Source organism: Stenotrophomonas sp. PD6 (assembly GCF_049199305.1).
In the GTDB taxonomy this organism is placed as follows: domain Bacteria; phylum Pseudomonadota; class Gammaproteobacteria; order Xanthomonadales; family Xanthomonadaceae; genus Stenotrophomonas.
On record NZ_JBLZQD010000010.1, the window covers coordinates 70480 to 92415 of the forward strand.

Here is a 21936-nt window from a genome sequence, read left to right on the forward strand (position 1 = left end):
GGTACGCACCATCGGGCGTAGAGCCACGCCATGCTTGGCTGCGCGGTGCCCGGGTGTACGTGGCGCCGATGCGAAGGGCAGCCACGCATGGCGAGGCTCTACGATCCAGGGTCGGCATTGGCGCTTCCAGTCCCCTTCATCACCCCAAGCAGATGACAGCTGTCACTGCCCGCAGGCCCCGGTCTGCGGGCATGCTGTGCCCCAGCTGCACCCCCGCCCGTTTGCCCGTGACAAAAGTTGCGGTCACACTCGGCCCGATTCCACGTCCCAGAGTCATGATGAACGCATCCGCTGAACTTCTGAAGGAACTCCGCATCGACCGCAACAAGGCGTCGGCCCCGCCGCCGTCCTCGCCACGCCGTGGCCTGTGGATCGTGATCGCCGTGGTCGCCCTGCTGGTGCTGGGCGGCATTGGCTGGTTCGTGTTCGGCCGCCAACGGCCGATCGAGGTGACCACCGCGCCGGTGGTGGCCATCCAGCAGGGCACGTCCAGCAGCTCGGTGCTCGACGCCAGCGGCTACGTGGTGGCCCGGCGCATGGCCACGGTGTCGGCCAAGATCACCGGCAAGGTGCGCGAGGTGATGATCGAGGAAGGCATGCGTGTCGAGGAAGGCCAGGTCATGGCCACCCTGGATCCGATCGATGCCAACGCGCAGCGCAGCCTGTCGGCGGCGCAGCTGGAAGCGGCCCGCAGCCAGCTGGCCGGCCTGGAGGCCCAGGTGGCCCAGGCCAATGCCGAGGCCGGGCGCCTGCAGACGCTGGTCGGCCAGCAGCTGGTCTCGCGCTCGCAGTACGACCTGGCCATGTCCCAGCGCGACAGCCTGCGCGCGCAGCTGCGCACCGCCCAGCGCAATACCAAGGTGGCGGGCGACGCGCTGGCCATTGCCGACCTGGGCGTGGACAACAACATCGTGCGTGCCCCGTTCTCCGGCGTGGTCACCGCCAAGGCCGCGCAGCCGGGCGAGATCGTGTCGCCGCTGTCGGCCGGCGGTGGCTTCACCCGTACCGGTATCGGCACCATCGTCGACATGGATTCGCTGGAGATCGAGGTCGAGGTCGGCGAGGCCTTCATCGGCCGCGTGCAGCCGAAGATGCCGGTCGAGGCCACCCTCAATGCCTACCCGGACTGGAAGATTCCGGCCGAAGTCATCGCCATCATCCCCACCGCCGACCGCGGCAAGGCCACGGTCAAGGTGCGTGTGGCGCTGAAGACCAAGGACCCGCGCATCGTGCCGGAGATGGGTGTGCGGGTGAGCTTCCTGGAAGCGGCCGCGCCGGCCCAGGCCGCCGCGCCCAAGGGAGTGCGCGTGCCGGCCGCCGCGCTGGTCGAACGCGACCAGAAGACGGTCGCATTCGTGGTCGGCGACGACAACCACGTTCAACAGGTGGACGTCACCGTGGGCGTGGCGCTCAACAACGACCGCCAGGTTACCCGCGGCCTCAGCGCCGGCCAGCAGGTGGTCACCAACCCGCCGCCGGAACTGCGCGATGGCAGCGCGGTGGTGGAAAAACAAGCGCCGTAACCGGCGACACGACCCACGGTCGTGTCCTACCGCCGGGCTTCACTGGGATGTCCCACGCGGGCGTTCCGTCGATTCGTTGCACCGATTCGTTCCGCCAATCCGCTCCACGGTAGCGCACGACCGTTGGTCGTGTGTGCCTTTCCCGCTACGGAGAACCACCCATGTCCACCCTGGTTTCGCTCCGCAATATCACCAAGACCTACCAACGCGGCCCCGAGAAGGTGCAGGTGCTGCACGGCATCGACCTGGATATCCAGCGCGGGGATTTCGTCGCGCTGATGGGCCCGTCCGGCTCCGGCAAGACCACCCTGCTCAACCTGATCGGCGGGCTGGACACGCCCAGCGGCGGCGAGATCGAGATCGAGGGTGAACGGATCGACCGCATGACCGGCGGCCAGCTGTCCACCTGGCGCAGCCACCACGTCGGCTTCGTGTTCCAGTTCTACAACCTGATGCCGATGCTCACCGCGCAGAAGAACGTGGAACTGCCGCTGCTGCTCACCCACCTGGGTGCCGCGCAGCGCAAGCGCAATGCCGAGATCGCGCTGACCCTGGTCGGCCTGGCCGACCGCCGCAGCCACCGCCCCAATGAGCTGTCTGGCGGCCAGCAGCAGCGCGTGGCGATTGCCCGCGCCATCGTCTCCGACCCGACCTTCCTGATCTGCGACGAACCCACCGGCGACCTCGACCGCCAGTCCGCCGAGGAGATCCTGGGCCTGCTGCAGCAGCTCAACCGCGAGCACGGCAAGACCATCATCATGGTCACCCACGACCCCAAGGCCGCCGAGTACGCCACCCATACCGTGCACCTGGACAAGGGCGAGCTGGCCGACATCCCGGCCGGCCACTGAAGGAGATGCCGCGATGAAGTATTTCTCGCTGATCTGGGCACAGCTGTTCCGCAGCAAGACGCGGACGCTGCTGACCCTGCTTTCGGTGGTGGCTGCCTTCCTGCTGTTCGGCATGCTCGATTCGGTACGCGTGGCCTTCAGCTCCGGCGGCAGCGTGGAAGGCGCCAACCGCCTGATCGTGGCCTCGCGCCTGTCCATCACCCAGTCGCTGCCGATCCGACTGGAATCGCAGATACAGCAGGTGGCCGGGGTCAAGGACGTCACCTACGGCATGTGGTTCGGTGGCATCTACCGCGACCCGAAGAACTTCTTCGCCAACTTCTCGGTGGCGCCGAACTACTTCGACGTCTACCGCGAACTGCAGTTGCCGCCGGACCAGTCCCGGGCGTTCCAGAACACGCGCACCGGCGCGGTGGTGGGCGAAACGCTGGCCAAGGAGTTTGGCTGGAAGATCGGCGACACCATTCCCCTGCAGGCCACCATCTTCCCGCGTGGCGGCAGCAACGACTGGCCGCTGCAGCTGGTGGGCATCTACCGCTCCAAGGACCGCACGCTGGCGGCCAACGAGGAGCGCCAGCTGATGATGAACTGGAAGTACTTCGACGAGTCCAACGACTACATCAAGAACAAGGTGAGCTGGTACACGGTGACGCTGGACAACCCCGACCATGCCTCGCGCGTGGCCCAGGCCATCGACGCGATCTCGGCCAACTCGGACCACGAAACCAAGACCCAGACCGAATCGGCGTTCCAGCAGGCGTTCGTCAAGCAGTTCGCCGACATCGGCCTGATCGTCACTTCCATCATGGGTGCGGTGTTCTTCACCCTGCTGCTGCTTACCGGCAACACCATGGCCCAGGCGGTGCGCGAGCGCGTGCCGGAACTGGCCACGCTGAAGACGCTGGGCTTCCACGACCGCACGGTGCTGGTGCTGGTGATGATCGAGGCGGTGCTGCTGATCGGGCTGGGCGGTGCCATCGGCATGGGCCTGGCCGCAATGATCCTGCCGGCACTGGCGCCCAAGACCATGGGCCTGCTGCCACCGCACGTGCCGCTGCAGACCTGGGCGATGGGCGTGGGGCTGATCGTGGTGATCGGCATTGTGGTGGGCCTGCTGCCGGCGCTGCGCGCCAAGCGGCTGAAGATCGTCGATGCATTGGCCGGCCGCTGAGCCCGGGAGAACGACATGAAGAAGCAATGGCTGGGAAATGCACTGTCGATCCTGCTGCTGGCGATCGGCCTTGGGGTGTGGATCGCGCTGCCGTGGATCGGCGTGCTGGTGGTGGCGGTGCTGCTGGTGCTGTGGCTGCTGCTGACCCGCAGCGGGCGGCTGTCGCTGGCCGCCACGCGGATCGGCATCGCCAGCCTGCCGCAGCGCTGGGGCGCCTCGTCGGTGGTGGTGGTGGGCATTGCCGGCGTGGTCGGCGTGCTGGTGGCGATGCTGGCGATGGGCGAGGGCTTCCAGGCCACGCTCAACAGCACCGGCGATGACACCACCGCCATCGTATTGCGCGGCGGCTCACAGGCCGAAACCAACTCGGTGATCATGCGCGACCAGGTGCCGCTGATGTCCACCCTGCCCGGCGTGGCCAAGGACGAACGTGGGCGGGCGATGATGTCACCGGAGCTCTCGCAGGTGGTGAACCTGGTCTCCAAGGGCGACGGTACCGACGTCAACGCGCAGTTCCGTGGTGTGGGCGAGATGGCCTGGGCGGTGCACGACAAGGTCAAGATCACCCAGGGCCGCCGCTTCAATGCCGGCCTGCGCGAAATCGTGGTGGGCAAGGGCGCGCAGGGCCAGTTCCGTGGTCTGGAGGTCGGCAACAAGCTGCTGCTGGGCAACCAGGACTGGACCGTGGTGGGCGTGTTCAATTCCGGTGATGCGCACGATTCGGAGCTGTGGACCGACGCGCAGACCCTGGCCACCACCTACCAGCGCAGCGCCTGGCAGTCGATCAGCGTGCGCACCGAGGGCAAGGCGGGTTTCGAGCAGTTCAAGAATGCGGTTGCCGCGGACCCGCGGCTGAAGCTGGACGTGGAAACCACGCGGGCGTACTACGCCAAGCAGGGCGGTGGCCTGAACAAGTTGATCAGCGTGCTGGGCACGGTGATCGGCGCGATCATGGCCATCGGCGCGGTGTTCGGCGCGCTCAACACCATGTATGCCGCCGTGGCCACGCGTGCGCGGGAAATCGCCACCATGCGTGCCATTGGCTTCCGTGGCGTGCCGGTGGTCACCGCGATCATGCTGGAAACCATGTTCCTGGCGTTGATCGGCGGCCTGCTGGGCGGGTTGGTGGCGTGGGCCATTTTCAATGGCTACAGCGTGTCCACCATCGGCAGCAACTTCAGCCAGGTGGTGTTCCAGTTCCGGGTGTCGCCCGACCTGCTGTGGAGCGGATTGAAGTGGGCGTTGGGCATCGGCCTGGTGGGCGGGCTGTTCCCGGCCCTGCGTGCGGCGCGGCTGCCGATCACTACTGCACTGCGTGAGACCTGAGTACGGCTCCTGCAGCGCCCGCGTGGGCGCTGCAGGTTGTGTGGTTCAACTCAGTTGATGCGGCATTCGGTCTGCGTACCGACACGGCTGCAGTTGAACATCACATCGCTACGCACCGGCAGTTGGCCGATGACCTTGACGCCGGCGAACTCTGCCCGCTGCACGAAGTACGGCTGCAGTTCGTGATAGCTGTACGGGTAGCGGAAGCTGCGCGGGCCACCGTCGGCACTGAGGAAGTTTTCCGGTCGGTCCTGCATGCGGTTGTACATGTCACCGGATTCCAGATACTCCCAGCGCTTGTTGTCGTAGTCGAAGAAGAACTCCTTGAAGCCGAGATAGGTGTAACCGGTGTGTATCCGGGCAATCAGGGGCATCCGCCCGTCGAGCTGCGCCTCGAAGCGCAATACGCGGCCATGCTCCTTGTCTGCCTTGAGGTAGTTGAAGCGCGTCGCGTTGGTCAACACACGCCGGACATATTCCCGCGCCTGCAGGTGGTCCGGGTGTACCCCGGCAACATGGTGCGCCCACAGGATGGTGTCACTCCGCACATGCGGGGAACCAGGAGGATTCAGTGTCAGGCTGGTCCAGGTATCCACGAACTCGCCGCGGTTCTGGTGGTATATACGCATGAGCTCGGTGTACTGGGTGCGTATCCAGGCCGCCGGCGTGAACTGCTCCGCGACGAGCTGCCCATTCCCGCCGGTCACGCGAAAGCCGAGGAGGGCGCCATTGCCATAGACATAGTGCTCGCCGGGACCCAGGTTTCGTGCACGCTCGTGCATTTCTTCCGGCGTGCACATGTAGCACGGTCGCGCAATCGGGTCCTCAGCCTCGGCTGCTGCCTGGAACGGCAGTGCAGCCATGATCAGCCACAAATATTTCCTCATGGTTCGCTCCCTGATGGCCCGCACATGCGGGTCAGATGATTTCAGCGGTCGGTCGCGACGAGGGCTATCGGAACTGGGCGAAAGTTGCGGATGTGTGTCCGCATCATTGGGAAGGGTGCGTTGGCGGTGACGCGTTCGAGCCGCACCGGTAGTTGCTCAGCCACGCATGGCGTGGCTCTACCGGCAGGGGCCGGCGTTCGGCGCGCGGTAGAGCCACGCCATGCGTGGCTGCGGGATGTCAGGCCCGCGCCGTCGACCGCGAACGCCACAGGCTGTCGCCAATGAACAGCAACAGGCCGGTCCAGATCGCGGCAAAGCCCAGTGCCTTGGCGGTGTCGAACGGTTCGCGGAAGAAGAACACGCCCAGCAGCAGGCCCAGGCTGGGGGCGATGTACTGCAGGATGCCCACCAACGACAACGGAATGCGCTTTACGCCATAGGCAAAGCCGATCAGCGGTACGGCGGTGACCACGCCGCCGATGATCAGCAGCAGGTCGTTGCGCCAGCCCCAGCCGCCGAAGAAGCCGCCGCCATGGCCGTTCTCACTCCACAGCGCGAAGCCGAGCGCGGGCAGGAACAGGTACAGGCTCTCGATGCCCAGGCCGGCCACCGGGTCCACCGAAATCAGCTTGCGCAGCAGGCCGTACAGGCCGAACGAGCAGGCCAGCCCCAGCGCGATCCACGGCGGGGTGCCCGCATCGAACGTCAGCCACGCCACGCCCGCGGCGGCGCACGCCACGGCGAGCCATTGCAGACCGCGCAGGCGCTCCTTGAGCACCACTACGCCCAGCAGCACGCTCACCAGCGGGTTGATGAAGTAGCCCAGGCTGGTCTCGATCACATGGCCCGCGTTGATCGCCCAGATGTACAGGCCCCAGTTGAAGGCAATGGCCAGGCTGCTCAGGGCCAGCGTGGGCAGCGCGCGCGGCTGCGCGGCGATCTGCTTCCACCAGCCGGTGCCGTTGCTGATCAACAGCCAGGCCACCACCAGCACCGTGCTCCAGATGATGCGGTGGGCAATGATCTGCTGCGAGGGCACGGTCCTGAGCAGGTGCCAGTAGACCGGCACCAGCCCCCACAGGGTGAAGGTGAATGCGGTGATGGCCAAGCCACGCCGCTGCTCCTGCAGGGCGGTACGTTCCACGGCGCTCACCGGCTGCGGGTCCGCGCCAGGGTCAGTACCAGCACGCCGGCCAGGATCACGCCCATGGCCAGCAGGTCATGCGGGCCGAAATGCTCGTGGCCGATCAGCGTGCCCAGCAGCACGGCGATCACCGGGTTGACGTAGGCGTAGCTGGCGGCCAGCGCCGGACGCACGTTCTGCAGCAGCCACACGTACGCGGTGAAGGCCACGATGGAGCCGAACATGCACAGGTACACGACCGCCAACAGCCCATTCATGCTGGGCCAGGTGGTGGGGCGCTCGCCGGTGGCCAGGCCGAGGGCAACCAGCATCACGCCGCCGCACAGCATCTGCCCGGCGGCGGTCATGAACGGGCTGGGCAGGTCCAGGCTGCGCGCCCAGACCGAGCCGAAGGCCCAGCCGATCGGCGCGATCAGCAGCAATACCAGGCCCTGCGGCGAGGCGGTCAGGCTGCTGCCGGCGTTGAGCCAGACCACGCCAAGGAAGCCGATGGCGATGCCCAGCCATTCGCCGCGGCTGGCGTGCTGGCCACGCAGGGCGCCGAACAGCGCCATCCACAGCGGCACCGAGGCCACGGCGGTGGCGGCCAGACCGGACGATACGCTGCGCTCGGCCAGCACCACCATGCCGTTGCCCAGCACCAGCATGGTGAGGCCCATGATGCCCAGGTTGCGCCATTGCCGACGGGTCGGCGCCGGCATGCCGCGCCAGCGCAGCACCGCGTACATCAGGGTGCCGGCGACGATGAAGCGGGCGCCGGAGACTGTCGTCAATGGCAGTGCGCCACCCTCCAGGGCCAGCCGGATGCCCAGATAGGTGGACCCCCACACGACGTAGACCAGCAGCAGGGCCAGGACGACAAGGCCGCCGCGGGGGGCGGCTGACGAGGGTGCGGGGGAGACGGCCATAAGCGACCAGCAGGCGGGGGAGTGGCGATTCTAGGCCTTTGCCGCAGGCCCGGCATGCCCTGTGGTGGCACGCTGTCGTGCCTGGACTAGTTACATGGTGCAATGCCCACCCGTCATGCACGTGGGGTAAGGTAAAAACAAGCAGAACAATCGCTCCACCGTGAGGACCGTTTCCCAGCATGAGCACTTCCCCCACCCTTTCCGCGCCAGCCAATGACAGGGCCGCGCTCAAACGCTCGATCTCCAACACCCTGAAGGGCTCGGCGGGCAATCTTGTCGAGTGGTATGACGTCTACGTCTACTCGGTGTTCGCGGTCTACTTCGAATCGCAGTTCTTCTCGGCCGCCGACAAGAACTCCACCATGTACGTGTGGGCGATCTTCGCCGCCACGTTCCTGATGCGCCCGATCGGCGCCTGGTACTTCGGCCGCTTCGCCGACCGTTATGGTCGCCGCCTGGCGCTGACCGTGTCGGTGACGATGATGGCCGCCTGTTCGTTCATGATCGCGCTGACCCCCACCGCCGCCTCCATCGGTGGCTGGGCCGCGCTGATCCTGCTGTTCGCGCGCCTGCTGCAGGGCTTTGCCACCGGCGGCGAGTACGGCACCAGCGCCACCTATATGTCCGAGGCGGCGATTCCCGGCCGTCGCGGTTTCCTGTCTTCGTTCCACTACGTCACCCTGGTGGGTGGCCACGTGCTGGCGCAGCTGACCCTGTTCACCATGCTGATGTTCTGGGAGAAGCCGGAGATTTCCGCATGGGGCTGGCGCATCGCGTTCGGCATCGGCGGCCTGGCGGCCATCGTGGTGTTCTGGCTGCGTCGTTCGATGGATGAATCGCTGGGCGAAGACTCGATCGAAGCCGCGCGAGAAGGCCGCGCCAAGGCGTCCGGTTCGATGTACGAACTGTTCGTGCACCAGTGGCGCCCGCTGCTGCTGTGCTTCCTGATCACCGCCGGCGGCACCGTGGCCTTCTACACCTATTCGGTGAACGGCCCGAAGATGATCCAGAGCGCGTTTGCTGGGACCGACGTGATGACCGGCACGCTGATCAACCTGGGCGTGCTGACCTTCCTGATGCTGCTGCAGCCGATCGGCGGCTGGCTGTCGGACATCGTGGGCCGCAAGAGCCTGCTGGTGTTCTTCGGCGTGGGCGGCGTGCTGTACAGCTGGTACCTGGTCACCGAACTGCCGAACCAGCATGACCCGCTGATCGCGTTCCTGACCCTGGCGCTGGGCTTTGTAATCCTGACCGGCTACACCTCGATCAACGCGGTGGTGAAGGCCGAACTGTTCCCCACCCACGTGCGTGCACTGGGCGTGGGCTTTGGTTACGCGCTGGCCAACTCGCTGTTCGGCGGCACCGCCCCGCTGTTGTACCAGGGCGCGCTGAAGACCGGCCGGGTGGGTGACTTCGCCATCTACGTCACGGCGATCATCGCGGTGTCGCTGGTGGTGTATGTGTTCTTCCTGAAGAACAAGGGTCCCAACTACCTGGATGGCACCCGGAAGTAACGGTCGCCACGATGCAAAGCAAAACGCCGGGGCATGCCCCGGTGTTTTTTTTTGATCCGTTACCGGCGGGACGCTTCGCTTTGCTCGCGGGCCTTGCGGAACTCCGAACCTTCTTCCCAATGCGGCCAATGGCGGCTGTTGGCCAGCTCGGCACCCAGGTCGTAGACCAGCAGGGTGTCGGCGGCGTGGCCGGCCGGGTCCCAGCTCGGGGTCCAGGCGTCGCAGGCCTGGTGGTAGCAGTCGGCGAAGTACTTCTCGCGCAGTGCCTTGCCGGCGGCGACACCGCCGTCCAGCTTGTCCAGCCCCGGCCCGATGGTGATCGCCGGCACGCCCAGGCGGGCGAAGGCGAAGTGGTCGGCGCGGTAGAAGAAGCCCGCTTCCAGGTTCGGGTCCGGGCTGTAGCTGCGCCCACGGGCCTTGGCCACGCGCTCCAGGTCGCCTTCCAGCGAGACGCGGCCCTTGCCCCACGAGGCGATGTCGCGGGTAGCGCCATCCGGGCTGAACATCTCGATGTTGATCACCGCCGCGGTCTTGTCCAGCGGCGCCAGCGGGTGCGCGGCGTAGTAGCTGGCGCCCAGCAGGCCCTTCTCTTCGGCGGTGAGCGCCACGAAGTACAGGGTGCGCTGCGGCTGCGGGCCGGCGGCGAACACCCGGCCCAGCTCCAGCACGGTGGCCACGCCGGTGGCGTTGTCGATCGCGCCGCGACGGATGCGGTCGCCCTTGGCGTCCGGCTGGCCGATGCCGAAGGCATCCCAGTGCGCCGAGAAGATCACCGCTTCATCGCCATGCGCGCCGCCGGGCAGCTTGGCCACCACGTTGCGGGTGACCACCTGCTCGCGCTTGAGCTTGAACTGCGCCGACAGCTTGGCATCGCCCAGCACCACCGGCTGGAAGGCCGGGGTCATAGCCTTGCGCTTCTCGGCCTCGAAATCCAGCCCGGCATCGCGGAACAGCTGCTCGGCCACGCTGCGCTGCAGCCAGCCGCGCACCGGCACGTGCTGGGCCAGCGCCTGCTCCGGGGTGCGCTCGATATCGAACAGCGGCGAGGTGCCCGAGCTCTTCACCGTGGCCCAGCCATACGCGGCCGGTGCGGTTTCATGCACGATCAGCACGCCCTGCGCGCCACGGCGCGCGGCCTCTTCGAACTTGTAGGTCCAGCGGCCGTAGTAGGTCACGGCCTTGCCGTCGAAGGCGCCGGGGCGGTCGGCCTCGAAATCGGCATCGTTGATCAGCACCACGGCGATCTTGCCGTGCAGGTCCACGTCCTTGTAATCGTTCCACTGGCGCTCGGGTGCATCGATGCCGTAGCCGATGAACACCAGCGGCGCGTCCTTGATGTTCACCGCCGCCTGCGGACGCAGGCTCTGCAGGGTCACGTCCTCGCCGTTGACCAGCGTGCGGGTCTTGCCGTTCTGGCGCAGCTGCGCGCGCACCGGGCCGTCGACCTGGGCACGCACCATCGGCACCGGCTGCACCCAGCTGCCGTCCACGCCACCGGGCTGCAGGCCCGATTTGCGGAATTCCTCGATCAGGTACTGCACCGTGCGCTCTTCACCGGGCGAGGCCGGGGCGCGGCCTTCGAACTCGTCCGAGGCCAGGATGCGCACATGCCGCGAGAGCGCTTCGGGATCGATGCCGCCGCCGGGCAGATCATTGGCCGCGTGGGCCAGGCCGCCCACGAACAGACAGGACGACAACAGCAGCATGCGCATCGGATTCACGGCAGGTACCAGAAAAAAACGGAATGCCAGAGTGTAACGTGACACTCCGGTTACCGTGCAGGCCCTGCGTGCGCGCTCAGCGGCGGTCGCGGTCCAGCCAGCAGGCCAGGCCCTGCGCATTGAGCTCGATATCCATCGCCAGCACCTGCGCCACCGCCGCATCGTCGAGCGGGCAACCATGTGCCTGCGCGCGCTCCTGGTACAGCACGGTCAGTGCGGCCACCAGGCAGCGGTGGCGGTCGGGGCGTCCGTCGCATTGGCGGCCGATCTCCACCATCGCATCGATCTGCTCGACCAGGTCGGCCGCCAGCGCCGGAATGTTCTCCACCCGCCCGTAGTGGGTGAGGTACACCGCCTGCGGTTGCAGCGCGACCAGCCGCGCGATGGACTGCTTGAGCGGCTCGGGATCGAACTGCACCGGCGAGGAGGTAGGAATGATGAAGGCGCCGCGCGCACTGTCGAGCTCGCGGTAGGACAAGCCGAAGGTATCGCCGGTGAACGCGCTGCGGCTGCGTTCGTCCCACACGCACAGGTGGTGGCGCGCATGCCCGGGCGTGTCCAGGCACAGCAGGCTGCGCCCGGCCAGGTCCACGCGGTGGCCGTCATCGGCAATCACCACGCGCGCGGCCGGCACCGGCAGGATCGGGCCGTAGCTGCGCGCGATCTCGGCTGCGCCGTAGACCTCGGTCGCGCCGGCGATGAGCCGGGTGGGGTCGATCATGTGCGGGGCGCCGCGCGGGTGCACCACCAGCGTGGCGTTGGGCAGCTGCTGCATCAACAGGCCAGCGCCGCCGGCATGGTCCAGGTGCACGTGGGTGAGCACCAGCCAGTCCACCTGCTCCGGCGTGCAGCCGGCGCGCTCGAGTGCGGCCAGCATCGCGGGAACGGCCAGGCCGGTGCCGCAGTCGATGAAGGCGGCGCGGCTCTGCTCGACGATCAGGTAGGCGGCATCGAAGTCACTGCGCTGGAACGCGGTATCGAGGGTGAAGATGCTGGGGTCGGAGGACATCGGCTCATCCCTGGCGGTAATCGGTGCGTCTCGACCGTCGGTCGATACGCTTCGATTCTAGGCCCGTTACCCCACCGGTTTCGATGCGGCTTTGGTCGCACGCTGCGCCAGCCAGGCGCCACGCAACAGCAGCGCGGCCACCATCACCGCGAGGAATGCGCCGTAGGCATACAGCACGGCCAGCACCTGGCGCCAGATCGGGCCGGCGTCGCTCTGCACCATGCCGATATGGTGGCCCCAGAGCATGGCGAGGATGCTCAGCACGAAGGCCAGCAGCAACGCGGCGCCGTCGAACAGGCGCCGCGCGGTGTCGCGCGGTTGCCGCGGGAACAGCCAGTAGAGCGCGCCCAACAGCACGAACCAGGGCAGGAACAACAACAACGACAACCAGGCCATCGTGTTTCCTCCGTTGACGCGTTATTCGCGCAATTCCTGCAATGCAGCCAACACGGTATCCACTTCCGCTTCCAGCTTGAACAGCTCGCTCTGCAGGCCGTCGCCGTGCTCGGTCTGCTTGAGCACGCCGATCAGCTGGCCCGAATCGCGCGGCGAATCGAACGCCTCGCTCTGGATCAGCAGCGTGCCGTCCCCGGCCAGCAGCTTGAAGTAGAAACGGCCATCCTTCTCGCGGTACTGCTTGAACAGCGGCGGTGCAGCGCGCGCCACGCCACCTTCTTCGGCGGCGATGTCGCCGGCGGTGGACAGATCGCGCAGGCCCACCGCATGGCGCAGCTCCTTCAGCAGCGGCATGGCGTACTGCTCGCGCAGCTGCTGGCCGCGACGGCGCAGCAGCGCTTCGATCTTCTCCGGCTCGGCCATCAGCGCGTCATAGCGCTCACGCAGCGGGGTCAGTTCGGCGTCGATACGCTCGAACAGCTGCTGCTTGGCGTCGCCCCAGCTGATGCCGTCGGCGAACGCCTGCGCGAACGCGGCGGTCTGCTCGGCGCTGGCGAAGGCCTGGTACATCTGGAACAGGGCCGAGCCTTCGGTGCTCTTGGGCTCGCCCGGGGCACGCGAATCGGTGAGGATCGAGAACACCAGCTTCTTCAGCTCCGCGCGCGGCGCGAACAGCGGAATGGTGTTGTGGTAGCTCTTGCTCATCTTGCGGCCGTCCAGGCCGGCCAGCGTGGCCACCTGCTCGTCGATCACCACCTCGGGCAGCGGGAAGTATTCCTTGCCGTACACGTGGTTGAAGCGCTGGGCGAAATCGCGCGCCATTTCGATGTGCTGGATCTGGTCGCGGCCCACCGGCACGCGGTTGGCCTTGAAGATCAGGATGTCGGCGGCCATCAGCACCGGGTACATGAACAACCCGGCGCTGATGCCGGCGTCCTCGTCCAGCTGCTCCTCGCGGTTCTTGTCCACCGCCGCCTTGTAGGCATGGGCACGGTTGAGGATGCCCTTGCTGGCGATGGCGGTCAGGAACCACATCAGCTCGGTGGTCTCGGGAATGTCGCTCTGCCGGTAGAACCAGACCTTGTCCGGGTTCAAGCCGCACGCCAGCCAGCTGGCGGCGATCTCCAGGGTCGAGCGCTGGGTCCGCTCCGGCTCCTGCGCCTTGATCAGGCTGTGCAGGTCGGCCAGGAAGAAGAAGCTCTCGATGTCGGACGCCTGGCTGGCCGCAATGGCCGGACGGATGGCGCCCACGTAGTTGCCCAGGTGGGGCGTGCCGGAGGGGGTGATGCCGGTAAGAACGCGGGTGGTCATGTGGGAATCATTACGGACAGTTGAACGCCCCCAGTTTACCTGCCCGCGCGCAACCCCGTTGCCCGGGCCTGCGCGTTGAAGGTACTACCCAACCGCAAAGGCCCCGCCATGAAACGCCTGACCCTGCCCCTGCTTGCCGTGCTGGCCCTGTGTGGCTTCAAGCCGGTTGTCCCGCCCCGGGCCGATCCCGGCCCGGTCACGCTGAGCCTGATCGAGCGCGACCAGCGCCTGGAACTGCCCAGCTACCTGCACCGGGGCCAGTACTGGGTGGCCGGCCGCCAGGGCCAGCCCTACGCCGTGCGCCTGCGCAACAACAGCCCCGAGCGGGTGCTGGTGGTGCTCTCGGTGGATGGCCTCAACGTCATCAGTGGCGAGGTGGCCGCGCCGGACCAGACCGGCTACGTGCTCGACCCGTGGCAGAGCGCGGACATCACCGGCTGGCGCAAATCACGGCAGGAAGTGGCGCAGTTCGTGTTCACCGACCCCGGCAACAGCTACGCGGACCGTAGCGGCCGCCCGGACAACATCGGGGTGATCGGCATTGCGGTGTTCAACGAGGCGCCGCGCTATGTGGTGCCGCCCCCGCGCACACCGCCGGTCGCGCGGGCCCAGAGCAAGGCACAGCCGCAGGCCGCCGCCGAAGCGGCAGACCGGGCGCTGGCGTCGGTGGAAACCACGGGCTCGCGGATCCGCGCGCCATCCCCTGCGCCAGCGCTGGGCACCGGGCATGGCCAGCGCGAGGCCTCGTATTCGGGCAGCACCACCTTCGAGCGCGCCAGCCGCTTGCCGGCCCAGCGCGTCGACCTGCGCTACGACAGCGAGCGCAACCTGGTGGCGCGCGGCATCATTCCCGCCCCCTATCCGCGCGGTGAGCGCGCGCCGCAGGCGTTCCCGGACGGCTTCGTGCCCGACCCGCCCGGCTACTACGGCGGGCGCTGAGTGCAGACGAACAAAAACGGGCCGCAGTGCGGCCCGTTCCGGTTTCATACCCTCGTTGCGGCCCTTGCGGCCGCCCTGCCACCGCCGGGGTGTCAGTGATAGTCCGGATAATCCTTGCGCATGGAGGCTTCGAAGTCCTTGACCTCGGTTTCAGCGCGGTCGCGCGCCCAGCCATAGCGTTCCTGCAGGCGACCCGCCAGGTACTCGGCATTGCCCTCGGCCACCTTGAAATCATCGTCGGTCAGGTCGCCCCACTTTGCCTGCGCCTTGCCCTTGAGCTGTGTCCACTTGCCGGAAATGATGTCTTTGTTCATGGGTTCGCGTCCTTGGTTGCAACGGCACCTTCGCCGCACGTACAGAGTGCTTGAACGGGTGTTCGGCGGCGGTCAAGCGTGGATGAAGCGCTTGCTCACGTCGTTGAATGGCGGGACGGTGCATCGCGCACAAAAAAACGCCGGGAAATTCCCGGCGTTTTTTCATTGCCCATCAATGCGGGCCGACGTGATGCGGCCCGCGTCTCTGGATCAATTGCTCTTGGCGGCGTCTTCAACCTTCTCGCCCGCCTTCTGCACATCCTTGCCGGCACCGGCAACGGTGTTGCAGCCGGACAGCATGCCCAGCGAGAACATCGACAGCAACATCAGTGCAATTACACGCTTCATGGGATTCTCCTGTTTGATTCAATTCAACGTCATTACCGAAATCCGGACCCACCTGTCAGACGAGTACGACGCTGCGCTATGACACGCCTCATCGATGGCTCCTCTTCCTGATCGCGGTGACGTCCTGGCCGTTGCCGGCACTGCCGCCGCGTGAGATGCAATCTGGCGGCTACGGCGTGCAATCGATGTGAACGCGGCGCGTGGCTGTTCAGCCACGCGCAGGAAAACCCCTGAAACCCGCTCAATCGCGCATCAGGGTGGACTTCCCAAACAGGCTCTCGACCAGGTCCACCGCCAGCTCGGCGGTCGCATTGCGGGTGTCGATCAGCGGGTTGAGCTCCACGATGTCCAGCGAGCCCATCCGCCCGGTGTCGGCGATCATCTCCATCACCAGCTGGGCCTCGCGGTAGTTGACCCCGCCCGGCACCGTGGTGCCCACGCCCGGGGCGATGCTGGGATCGAGGAAGTCCACGTCGAAGCTGACGTGCAGGTGGGTGTTCTCGTCGATGCCCTCCAGCGCCGCTTCCACCGCGCGCTTCATGCCCGCCTCGTCGATGTAGCGCATGTCGTAGACATCCACCTTGTGCTGCTTGATCAGCCGCTTCTCTTCCTGGTCCACCGAACGGATGCCGATCTGGCGCACCTGCTGCGGGCAGATCGCCGGCGAGTCGCCGCCCAGCCGGGTCAGCGCGTCCGGGCCGAGGCCGCACAGGCAGGCCACGGGCATGCCGTGCACATTGCCGGACGGGGTGACCTCGCTGGTATTGAAGTCCGAGTGCGCGTCCAGCCACAGCACGCGCAGGCTGCGGCCCTGTTCGCGGCACCAGCGCGCCACGGCGGTGATCGAGCCGATGCCCAGGCAATGGTCGCCGCCGAGCATGATCGGCATCCGGCCGTCCTGCAGTTCGGCATAGGTGGCGTCCATCAGCGCGCGGTTCCACGCCACCACTTCGTCCAGGTGCCGGTAGCCCTGCTCGGGCGGGGTCCACGGGTTGCGCGGGCCGTCCAGGTTGCCGCAGTCGCGCACGTCCACGCCGCGCGCCACCAGCGCCTCGGCAAGCCCGGCAATACGCAGGGCTTCCGGGCCCAGGCCGGCGCCGCGATGACCGGCACCGATGTCGGTCGGCACGCCGATCAGGGACACCGCAGGTTGACGCTTGCTCATGCTGACTCCACACACACGGAAAATCCGACCAGTCTAGTGATCTGGCCGCCAAACAACTCGCGGCGACGCAACAGCGGGTGCCCGCGAGCTGACCAACGGCGGCGCTCACTGACCCGCCGCGTCGCATCCCGCCCACCCCGGAAACCCTTACGTGTCAATGCTTTGACGCTCACGCAAGGGACACTGTGGTTCATCTTACGTTAGCCGTGAAGGCAAATTTTACGTGCTACATTTCACACTTCTTCGCAGTACTGATTGACTAACCCGCGCAGGGTTGGTCCGTGTTTTGTCGTGTTTCAGGGGGCAGTACGTGCAGCGCAGCAGCATCCATCAGATCGTCCGCAATGCCAGTGGCGAGAGCCAGCCGGCCCGGCAGTTGTATGACACCGCCGCCATCGAACAGGCCTTCCAGCATGCGCGCGAACGCGAGCGCGGGTTGAGCCTGTTGATGCTGTCCACCGCCGACGGCCGCGCCGTGGCCGAGGATTCCACGCTGGGTGTGGATGGCCGCCGCCTGGCTGCCATGGCCAATTCGTTCCTCACGCTGGGCGAGACCGTCTCGCGCGAACTGGCGCTGAGCGAAGCCGACTACGCCACCATCTGCACCAAGCTCGGCAACGTGGTGCTGATCCGCATCCAGGCCGACAAGCCCCTGACCCTCACGGCGGTTGCCGGTCACGAGGTCAACATGGCCGTGCTGCTGTTCCATGCGCGCGAATGCGCCTCCCGTCTCGATACCGTGCTGCGCCCGCGCGCGGCCTGAGCCTTCTTCGATTTCGTTGTGCCCTTCCGGCAGGCCTTCGGCCTGCTCTCCCACTGCCTGAAGTAAAAAGGATTTACGTGCCCAATCTCAATCTGGAAAAGCTCAATTCGCTCGCCGGTTTCGTCGGCGCCGCCCTGGTCGACGGTGACAGCGGCATGGCCCTGGCCATGGTCGGCGGCGGCAACATCAACCTGGAACTGGCTGCGGCGGGCAACACCGAAGTGGTGCGCGCCAAGCGCCGCGTGGCCGAGCAGCTGGGCCTGTCGGACACGCTGGAAGACCTGCTGATCACCCTGACCACGCAGTACCACCTGATCCGCCCGCTGGAAAGCAACCCGCTGCTGTTCCTGTACGTGGTGATGGACCGCGCCAAGGCCAACCTGGCCATGTCGCGCCATGAACTGAAGGCCTTCGAGAAGACCCTGGACTTCAGCTGATCGCAGGCAAAGCCGCCATGCCGCTCCCCTGACGGGGTGCGGCGTGGTGGGCGCTTCGGTTTCGCGGTACACCCCCATGAATACCCCCACCCGCTCCTTCCGCATTTCCGCCATCGGGCTGGACGTGCTGCACCAGACCCGCCTGAAACTGGCCGCCTCGATGCTGCTCGCCGAGCGCATGGACGTGGTGCTGCAGCCCTGGTCCGGTGATGCCTGCGACCTGTTGGTGATCGGCCTGGATCACGCCGACGCACCCAGGGCGCTCAGCGAGGCCAACGCCGCCAACGTGCCGACCCTGTCGATCGCGCGTCGCTATGCAGACCCCGCACCGGGCCGGCTGCCGCACGGCGCCACCGTGCGCGACATCAACGAACAACTCTCACACCTGTTGCTGGCCACCCCAACCGTGGAGCGTGCCGCAGGTACGCCATTGCTGCTGCAGTTGGCGGCCGCCACGGGCAACGCGCCGGCACTGCACCTGCTCCAGCGTGGTGCGATCACCCTGCTGGTCGACACTGCAACACGCAGCATCGCGCTGCCGCCGTCAACCACGCTGGCCGACGTGGTGGCGCAGCTGGACGACGTGGCGTGGTCGGCCAGCGCCATCGACGCGCCGACCTTCCGGCACCAGTACGCCTACCGGTTGCCACAGCGCCACTCGTTCGAGGCGCTGTATTTCTGCATCGCGCGGTACCGGCCGGAGCTGCTGCCGGCGCCTGCCGAACATGCGCCGATGAAGCTGCGCCACTGGCCGGATCTCAACCCCGACGATGTGCCCAGCACCTGGCTGCTGGCCATTGCCTGCCTGCACGCACGCCCGTGGCAGCCCAACGCATTGGCCGCGGCTTGCCAGATGCCGCGCAACACGGTGCAATCCCTCTTCTGTGCTGCTGTTGCCAGTGGCCTCGCACTGACCCAGGAGCCTGCCGTGTCCCCAACCTCCCGCCGCCGCGACGCCGGTGATTCGCGCTTCTTCTCGTGGGTCGCCCGCCGCTTCGGCCTGAACCTGTTCCAGGGGAGTCCGTCATGAGCCTGCCCGCCAACAAGCTGGTCTTCGTGGGCAGCATGGGCGCCGGCAAGACCACGGCGGTACGCGCGATCTCGGACGTGGAACCGGTCAGCACCGAAATGCCGATGAGCGAAGACGCCATGGGTGACAAGGTGGAGACCACGGTGGCGCTGGACTACAGCTCGATCGAGCTCGACGACGGCGAGCTGCTGCACGTGTACGGCGTACCCGGCCAGCGCTACCTGGACTTCATGTGGCCGATGGTCTGCGAAGGCGCACTCGGCGTGATCGTGCTGGTCAGTGCGGGGCATCCCGAGCCGGTGGCCTCCACCGTGGAACTGCTGCAGGAGTTCTCGCGCATCGCGCCGGACGCCAGCCTGGCGGTAGGCGTAACCCGTACCGACGAGTACCCGGCACTGCTGATTCCGGACTTCCGCAACGCGCTGTTTGACGCCGGCCACCGCTTGCCGGTGATGCGCGTGGATGCACGTTCGGCCACGCAGGTGACGTTCCTGGTGAAGTCGCTGCTGTCGTATCGGTACGCCGAGGCCAACTGACCTTTAGCAGCGCCTATCGATTCGTCGCAATCTATTGGTTCGCTTGCGTTAATGGCTGTAAAAAATAGGGTACTTTGAACCCAGATCTGACCAGCGGCTCGTCCGTTCAGTAGGATCTACCCGGGCACCGAAAGGTGCCCTTTCTTTTGCCCGCCAGCGTGACGCAACTACCTCTGGCGCCGTGGCTGCCCATGCGCAAGCCTGTAAAACGGCGAGGTGCACGAAGCAGCCATGAAATCCAAGAGCAACCAATCTGTCCGGACGGTCGCCACTACCGCGCCTGGGCGCTTTCGCGAAGAGATGTATGCAAGTGCATGGCTTGCCGCTCCGTTGATTGCTGGCCATCTAGCGACAGGAATGACTGGGTTTGTTGACGCAGTAATTGCCGGCCGCCACAGCACCACCACACTGGCTGCCGTGTCCGTTGGTACTGCCACGTTCTGGATCGCGAAACTGATCCCAATGGGCACGCTCATGGCCCTTTCGCCGGCGATATCTCGTCTCGACGGTGCGGGCCGTAGAAGCGAGATCGCGCCGCTGTTTCGCCAGTCGCTTTGGTTGGCGACAATGGCGGGCACGGTGCTGTTCGGACTCCTATCAGCTGCCGTACACGCGCTCGAACCCATGGGCATCGCTGCCGAAATCCGTCCCGGCGCAACCGCTTTCCTGCACGGCGTCCGCTGGGGACTGCCAGCGTTGGCGTTGTACTACGCCATGCGATATCTCAGTAACGGCCTGCGCTGGACACTTCCTGCGATGGTGCTCGGCTTCGGCGGCCTCCTTTTGCTGGCACCTCTTGGTTATGGGTTGGTTTTCGGCGCATTCGGTTTGCCGGAGCTTGGAGCTGGCGGCGTGGGCATAGCATGGACGGCAATGATATGGGCGCAGATGATCGCGTTTGCAGTCCATCTCGCGACGGCACGAAGGTTCGCTGACCTCGGTCTGTTTGCTGACTTCTTCACCCGGCGCAACCGCCCTCTTTGGGTACCGATACGGGATCTCCTGCGCACCGGCCTTCCGATCGGATTGGCGGTGATGATGGAAGGTGGGTTGTTCATGGTGACTGCTCTGCTGATTGGGCAATCCGGAGCCACTGCTGCCGCAGCTCACCAGATCGCGATCAATGTTGCCAGCCTCTGCTACATGATTCCCTTCGGGCTTGCCGAAGTGACTGCCGTACGCGTTGGCCACGCACTTGGCAGTGGCCGCGGCGCGTTGGGCGCGCGGCGCGTGGCCCTCGCCGGGCTGGCGCTCGTGGTCGCGACCCAGACACTATCAGGCCTGACCCTGCTGCTCGGCCGTGAATCCATAGCCGCGATCTACTCTCATGATGACGCTGTTGCAGCGCTGGCGGCTTCGCTACTGCTGCTCGCTGCAGCATTTCAACTTCCGGACGGCGTCCAGGCCCTTTCAGCCGGCGCGCTGCGCGGATTGAGAGATACGCGCGTCCCCATGTTCCTCGTGATGCTTGCGTACTGGGGCATCGGCATGCCGCTCGCCGCGGGGCTTGGCCTCGGCCTTGGTTGGGGTCCCTACGGAATGTGGCTCGGGTTGATCGCCGGCTTGTTCGTCGCGGCGTCCCTATTGATTACACGTTTCGCGTGGTCATCGAATCCGGCCCGCTTCAGTGCTTGGCCTCAATGAAAACCTGCCACTACTGACTCAAGAGCACCGCCACGCGCCGAAGCAAGCTAACGATGGTGCCGACACCCGGATTCGAACTGGGGACCTACCGCTTACAAGGCGGTTGCTCTACCAACTGAGCTATGCCGGCAAAGGCACGGCGACGGCAGGGCCGGCGCGGATGGCGATTCTAGCGCAAGCCCGCGCATTCCAGCGAGCGTTGCTGGGCGGCGCCACTGCGCTGGCGGGCTGCGCTGGGGCTGGCGGTGGCGGAAAGGGCCGCATCCACCCACCATTGCGCGCTGCCTTCGCCGCCGCCGACCAGGCGGGCGTTGAAGCCGGCGGCGCTCAGGGCAGCCATGCGGCGCTCGGCGCCTTCGCGGTTGCGGTACTGGCCCAGCGCAATGGCATTGGCGTCATCGCCCTGGCCCATGATGTAGTAATCGCTGATGCCGGCGGCGGCGATGCGCTTGACCATGGCCTGCGCCTCTTCGCGGCTGGCGGCGGCCGGCATCATCACCCGGTAGGTGCCGCTGGCACCGGGCTTGGGCACTTCACGCAGGCGCGAGCGCTGGACCAGCGCGCCGGCCTTGCCTTGGGCGGCCATGGCGGTGTCGCGATCGGCAAAGGGGCCCAGGCTGATGCACTGCAGGGGGGCGGCGGGCGTAGGCGCAGCGGGTGTCTCGGGCGGCCGGGCAGAGCCCGGCGCTACGGCGACAGGCGTGGGTGCGACGGGTTTGGCCGGTTCCGGGGTGGTGGCTGCCGCGGGTTTGGGCGGCTCCGGCGTAGCGTCGGTCAACGCTGCGGTGTTGGCGGCCGGCGCCGCGCTGGCGGCAGCAGGGGCCGCTGCCGTGGGTGCCGGTGCAGCGGGGGTGTCGAGCAACTGCAGCCTGGCGACGCCGGCGGGTGGCGCAGGCGGCGGTGCAGCGGCGGGTTCGCCACGCAGCATCCACCACAGCGCAACGCCCACGTTGAGGATGGCCAGTACGACGATCAAGGCACGAGTCAGCATGCGGCGAT

Annotated in this window: 22 protein-coding genes and 1 tRNA gene; 11 read left to right on the forward strand and 12 right to left on the reverse strand. The window is 66.7% G+C overall.

From position 1 onward, the window contains the following. Positions 1-278: 278 nt before the first annotated feature. The 4 genes from ACOZHM_RS14320 (at position 279) to ACOZHM_RS14335 (ending at position 4871) form a co-directional block, all read left to right on the forward strand. Entirely contained in the window at positions 279-1523 is a 1245-nt protein-coding gene (locus ACOZHM_RS14320; protein WP_421569988.1) for an efflux RND transporter periplasmic adaptor subunit, read from the forward strand. A gap of 161 nt (positions 1524-1684) precedes the next feature. Further along, positions 1685-2374, forward strand: a complete 690-nt coding sequence (locus ACOZHM_RS14325; protein ID WP_421569989.1) for an ABC transporter ATP-binding protein — start codon at positions 1685-1687, stop codon at positions 2372-2374. Between the two features lie 13 nt (positions 2375-2387). After that, on the forward strand, positions 2388-3545 hold the full coding sequence (locus tag ACOZHM_RS14330) for an ABC transporter permease (RefSeq protein WP_421569990.1): 1158 nt from the start codon (positions 2388-2390) through the stop codon (positions 3543-3545). Between the two features lie 15 nt (positions 3546-3560). Next, positions 3561-4871 (forward strand): ABC transporter permease, encoded by a 1311-nt coding sequence (locus ACOZHM_RS14335; RefSeq protein ID WP_421569991.1) that lies wholly within the window; start codon positions 3561-3563, stop codon positions 4869-4871. 50 nt (positions 4872-4921) lie between these two features. Here ACOZHM_RS14335 and ACOZHM_RS14340 read toward each other — a convergent pair whose 3' ends face one another. The 3 genes from ACOZHM_RS14340 to yedA form a co-directional block, all read right to left on the reverse strand. Further along, the gene (locus ACOZHM_RS14340; RefSeq protein WP_421569992.1) at positions 4922-5758 is read right to left on the reverse strand and encodes a hypothetical protein; all 837 of its coding nucleotides are present in this window, start codon (positions 5756-5758) and stop codon (positions 4922-4924) included. Between the two features lie 238 nt (positions 5759-5996). Next, on the reverse strand, positions 5997-6911 hold the full coding sequence (gene rarD / locus ACOZHM_RS14345) for an EamA family transporter RarD (protein ID WP_421569993.1): 915 nt from the start codon (positions 6909-6911) through the stop codon (positions 5997-5999). Then, positions 6908-7810, reverse strand: a complete 903-nt coding sequence (yedA, locus tag ACOZHM_RS14350; protein ID WP_421569994.1) for a drug/metabolite exporter YedA — start codon at positions 7808-7810, stop codon at positions 6908-6910. Before yedA ends, rarD begins: the two co-directional genes overlap by 4 nt. A gap of 179 nt (positions 7811-7989) precedes the next feature. Between yedA and ACOZHM_RS14355 the strand changes: the two genes are divergently transcribed. Then, positions 7990-9324 carry an MFS transporter gene (locus ACOZHM_RS14355; RefSeq protein ID WP_421569995.1) on the forward strand — a complete coding sequence of 445 codons (1335 nt, stop codon included), beginning with the start codon at positions 7990-7992 and terminating at the stop codon, positions 9322-9324. A 59-nt stretch (positions 9325-9383) separates the two neighbouring features. On the opposite strand, the gene ACOZHM_RS14360 is transcribed toward ACOZHM_RS14355, so the two are convergent. The 4 genes from ACOZHM_RS14360 to ACOZHM_RS14375 form a co-directional block, all read right to left on the reverse strand. Continuing rightward, positions 9384-11036, reverse strand: coding sequence for a M28 family metallopeptidase (locus ACOZHM_RS14360; protein WP_421570064.1), 1653 nt, complete (start codon positions 11034-11036; stop codon positions 9384-9386). A gap of 85 nt (positions 11037-11121) precedes the next feature. Further along, positions 11122-12054 (reverse strand): MBL fold metallo-hydrolase, encoded by a 933-nt coding sequence (locus ACOZHM_RS14365; protein ID WP_421569996.1) that lies wholly within the window; start codon positions 12052-12054, stop codon positions 11122-11124. A 66-nt stretch (positions 12055-12120) separates the two neighbouring features. After that, on the reverse strand, positions 12121-12450 hold the full coding sequence (locus ACOZHM_RS14370; protein WP_421569997.1) for a hypothetical protein: 330 nt from the start codon (positions 12448-12450) through the stop codon (positions 12121-12123). A gap of 21 nt (positions 12451-12471) precedes the next feature. Beyond that, the gene (locus ACOZHM_RS14375) at positions 12472-13761 is read right to left on the reverse strand and encodes a tryptophan--tRNA ligase (protein ID WP_421569998.1); all 1290 of its coding nucleotides are present in this window, start codon (positions 13759-13761) and stop codon (positions 12472-12474) included. 108 nt (positions 13762-13869) lie between these two features. Here ACOZHM_RS14375 and ACOZHM_RS14380 point away from each other — a divergent pair, with 108 nt between their 5' ends. Beyond that, on the forward strand, positions 13870-14700 hold the full coding sequence (locus ACOZHM_RS14380; protein ID WP_421569999.1) for a hypothetical protein: 831 nt from the start codon (positions 13870-13872) through the stop codon (positions 14698-14700). Positions 14701-14792: 92 nt separating this feature from the next. Here the strand turns inward: ACOZHM_RS14380 and ACOZHM_RS14385 are convergent, their stop codons facing one another. The 3 genes from ACOZHM_RS14385 to rocF form a co-directional block, all read right to left on the reverse strand. Beyond that, positions 14793-15014, reverse strand: a complete 222-nt coding sequence (locus tag ACOZHM_RS14385; protein WP_421570000.1) for a CsbD family protein — start codon at positions 15012-15014, stop codon at positions 14793-14795. 210 nt (positions 15015-15224) lie between these two features. Next, on the reverse strand, positions 15225-15362 hold the full coding sequence (locus ACOZHM_RS14390; RefSeq protein WP_421570001.1) for an entericidin A/B family lipoprotein: 138 nt from the start codon (positions 15360-15362) through the stop codon (positions 15225-15227). A gap of 241 nt (positions 15363-15603) precedes the next feature. Continuing rightward, entirely contained in the window at positions 15604-16527 is a 924-nt protein-coding gene (gene rocF, locus ACOZHM_RS14395; protein WP_421570002.1) for an arginase, read from the reverse strand. Between the two features lie 310 nt (positions 16528-16837). Here rocF and ACOZHM_RS14400 point away from each other — a divergent pair, with 310 nt between their 5' ends. The 5 genes from ACOZHM_RS14400 to ACOZHM_RS14420 all read left to right on the forward strand — a co-directional run bounded on the left by ACOZHM_RS14400 (position 16838) and on the right by ACOZHM_RS14420 (position 20937). After that, positions 16838-17290: a roadblock/LC7 domain-containing protein gene (locus ACOZHM_RS14400; protein WP_421570003.1), complete on the forward strand. Its 453-nt coding sequence runs from the start codon at positions 16838-16840 to the stop codon at positions 17288-17290. A gap of 77 nt (positions 17291-17367) precedes the next feature. Continuing rightward, on the forward strand, positions 17368-17727 hold the full coding sequence (locus ACOZHM_RS14405; protein WP_392924482.1) for a roadblock/LC7 domain-containing protein: 360 nt from the start codon (positions 17368-17370) through the stop codon (positions 17725-17727). A 76-nt stretch (positions 17728-17803) separates the two neighbouring features. Further along, a complete protein-coding gene (locus tag ACOZHM_RS14410; protein WP_421570004.1) occupies positions 17804-18757 on the forward strand; it encodes a hypothetical protein in 954 nt (317 codons plus the stop codon). After that, positions 18754-19293, forward strand: a complete 540-nt coding sequence (locus tag ACOZHM_RS14415; RefSeq protein WP_421570005.1) for a GTP-binding protein — start codon at positions 18754-18756, stop codon at positions 19291-19293. The genes ACOZHM_RS14410 and ACOZHM_RS14415 overlap by 4 nt, the downstream gene beginning before the upstream one ends. 231 nt (positions 19294-19524) lie before the next feature. Further along, on the forward strand, positions 19525-20937 hold the full coding sequence (locus tag ACOZHM_RS14420; protein ID WP_421570006.1) for an MATE family efflux transporter: 1413 nt from the start codon (positions 19525-19527) through the stop codon (positions 20935-20937). Between the two features lie 54 nt (positions 20938-20991). Here ACOZHM_RS14420 and ACOZHM_RS14425 read toward each other — a convergent pair. Continuing rightward, positions 20992-21067: transfer RNA gene (locus ACOZHM_RS14425), tRNA-Thr, on the reverse strand. Between the two features lie 39 nt (positions 21068-21106). Next, the gene (locus tag ACOZHM_RS14430) at positions 21107-21928 is read right to left on the reverse strand and encodes an SPOR domain-containing protein (protein ID WP_421570007.1); all 822 of its coding nucleotides are present in this window, start codon (positions 21926-21928) and stop codon (positions 21107-21109) included. Positions 21929-21936: the final 8 nt, after the last annotated feature.

What these genes read in the sequence shown, in the direction of transcription:
- ACOZHM_RS14420 (WP_421570006.1), top strand. Translation starts at nt 19,525, where the DNA reads ATGAAATCCAAGAGCAACCAATCTGTCCGGACGGTCGCCACTACCGCG.
- ACOZHM_RS14430 (WP_421570007.1), bottom strand. Translation starts at nt 21,928, where the DNA reads ATGCTGACTCGTGCCTTGATCGTCGTACTGGCCATCCTCAACGTGGGC.
- ACOZHM_RS14385 (WP_421570000.1), bottom strand. Translation starts at nt 15,014, where the DNA reads ATGAACAAAGACATCATTTCCGGCAAGTGGACACAGCTCAAGGGCAAG.
- ACOZHM_RS14365 (WP_421569996.1), bottom strand. Translation starts at nt 12,054, where the DNA reads ATGTCCTCCGACCCCAGCATCTTCACCCTCGATACCGCGTTCCAGCGC.
- ACOZHM_RS14410 (WP_421570004.1), top strand. Translation starts at nt 17,804, where the DNA reads ATGAATACCCCCACCCGCTCCTTCCGCATTTCCGCCATCGGGCTGGAC.
- yedA (WP_421569994.1), bottom strand. Translation starts at nt 7,810, where the DNA reads ATGGCCGTCTCCCCCGCACCCTCGTCAGCCGCCCCCCGCGGCGGCCTT.
- ACOZHM_RS14375 (WP_421569998.1), bottom strand. Translation starts at nt 13,761, where the DNA reads ATGACCACCCGCGTTCTTACCGGCATCACCCCCTCCGGCACGCCCCAC.
- ACOZHM_RS14340 (WP_421569992.1), bottom strand. Translation starts at nt 5,758, where the DNA reads ATGAGGAAATATTTGTGGCTGATCATGGCTGCACTGCCGTTCCAGGCA.
- ACOZHM_RS14415 (WP_421570005.1), top strand. Translation starts at nt 18,754, where the DNA reads ATGAGCCTGCCCGCCAACAAGCTGGTCTTCGTGGGCAGCATGGGCGCC.
- ACOZHM_RS14370 (WP_421569997.1), bottom strand. Translation starts at nt 12,450, where the DNA reads ATGGCCTGGTTGTCGTTGTTGTTGTTCCTGCCCTGGTTCGTGCTGTTG.
- ACOZHM_RS14320 (WP_421569988.1), top strand. Translation starts at nt 279, where the DNA reads ATGAACGCATCCGCTGAACTTCTGAAGGAACTCCGCATCGACCGCAAC.
- ACOZHM_RS14360 (WP_421570064.1), bottom strand. Translation starts at nt 11,036, where the DNA reads ATGCGCATGCTGCTGTTGTCGTCCTGTCTGTTCGTGGGCGGCCTGGCC.
- ACOZHM_RS14335 (WP_421569991.1), top strand. Translation starts at nt 3,561, where the DNA reads ATGAAGAAGCAATGGCTGGGAAATGCACTGTCGATCCTGCTGCTGGCG.
- ACOZHM_RS14390 (WP_421570001.1), bottom strand. Translation starts at nt 15,362, where the DNA reads ATGAAGCGTGTAATTGCACTGATGTTGCTGTCGATGTTCTCGCTGGGC.
- ACOZHM_RS14380 (WP_421569999.1), top strand. Translation starts at nt 13,870, where the DNA reads ATGAAACGCCTGACCCTGCCCCTGCTTGCCGTGCTGGCCCTGTGTGGC.
- ACOZHM_RS14325 (WP_421569989.1), top strand. Translation starts at nt 1,685, where the DNA reads ATGTCCACCCTGGTTTCGCTCCGCAATATCACCAAGACCTACCAACGC.
- rocF (WP_421570002.1), bottom strand. Translation starts at nt 16,527, where the DNA reads ATGAGCAAGCGTCAACCTGCGGTGTCCCTGATCGGCGTGCCGACCGAC.
- ACOZHM_RS14355 (WP_421569995.1), top strand. Translation starts at nt 7,990, where the DNA reads ATGAGCACTTCCCCCACCCTTTCCGCGCCAGCCAATGACAGGGCCGCG.
- ACOZHM_RS14330 (WP_421569990.1), top strand. Translation starts at nt 2,388, where the DNA reads ATGAAGTATTTCTCGCTGATCTGGGCACAGCTGTTCCGCAGCAAGACG.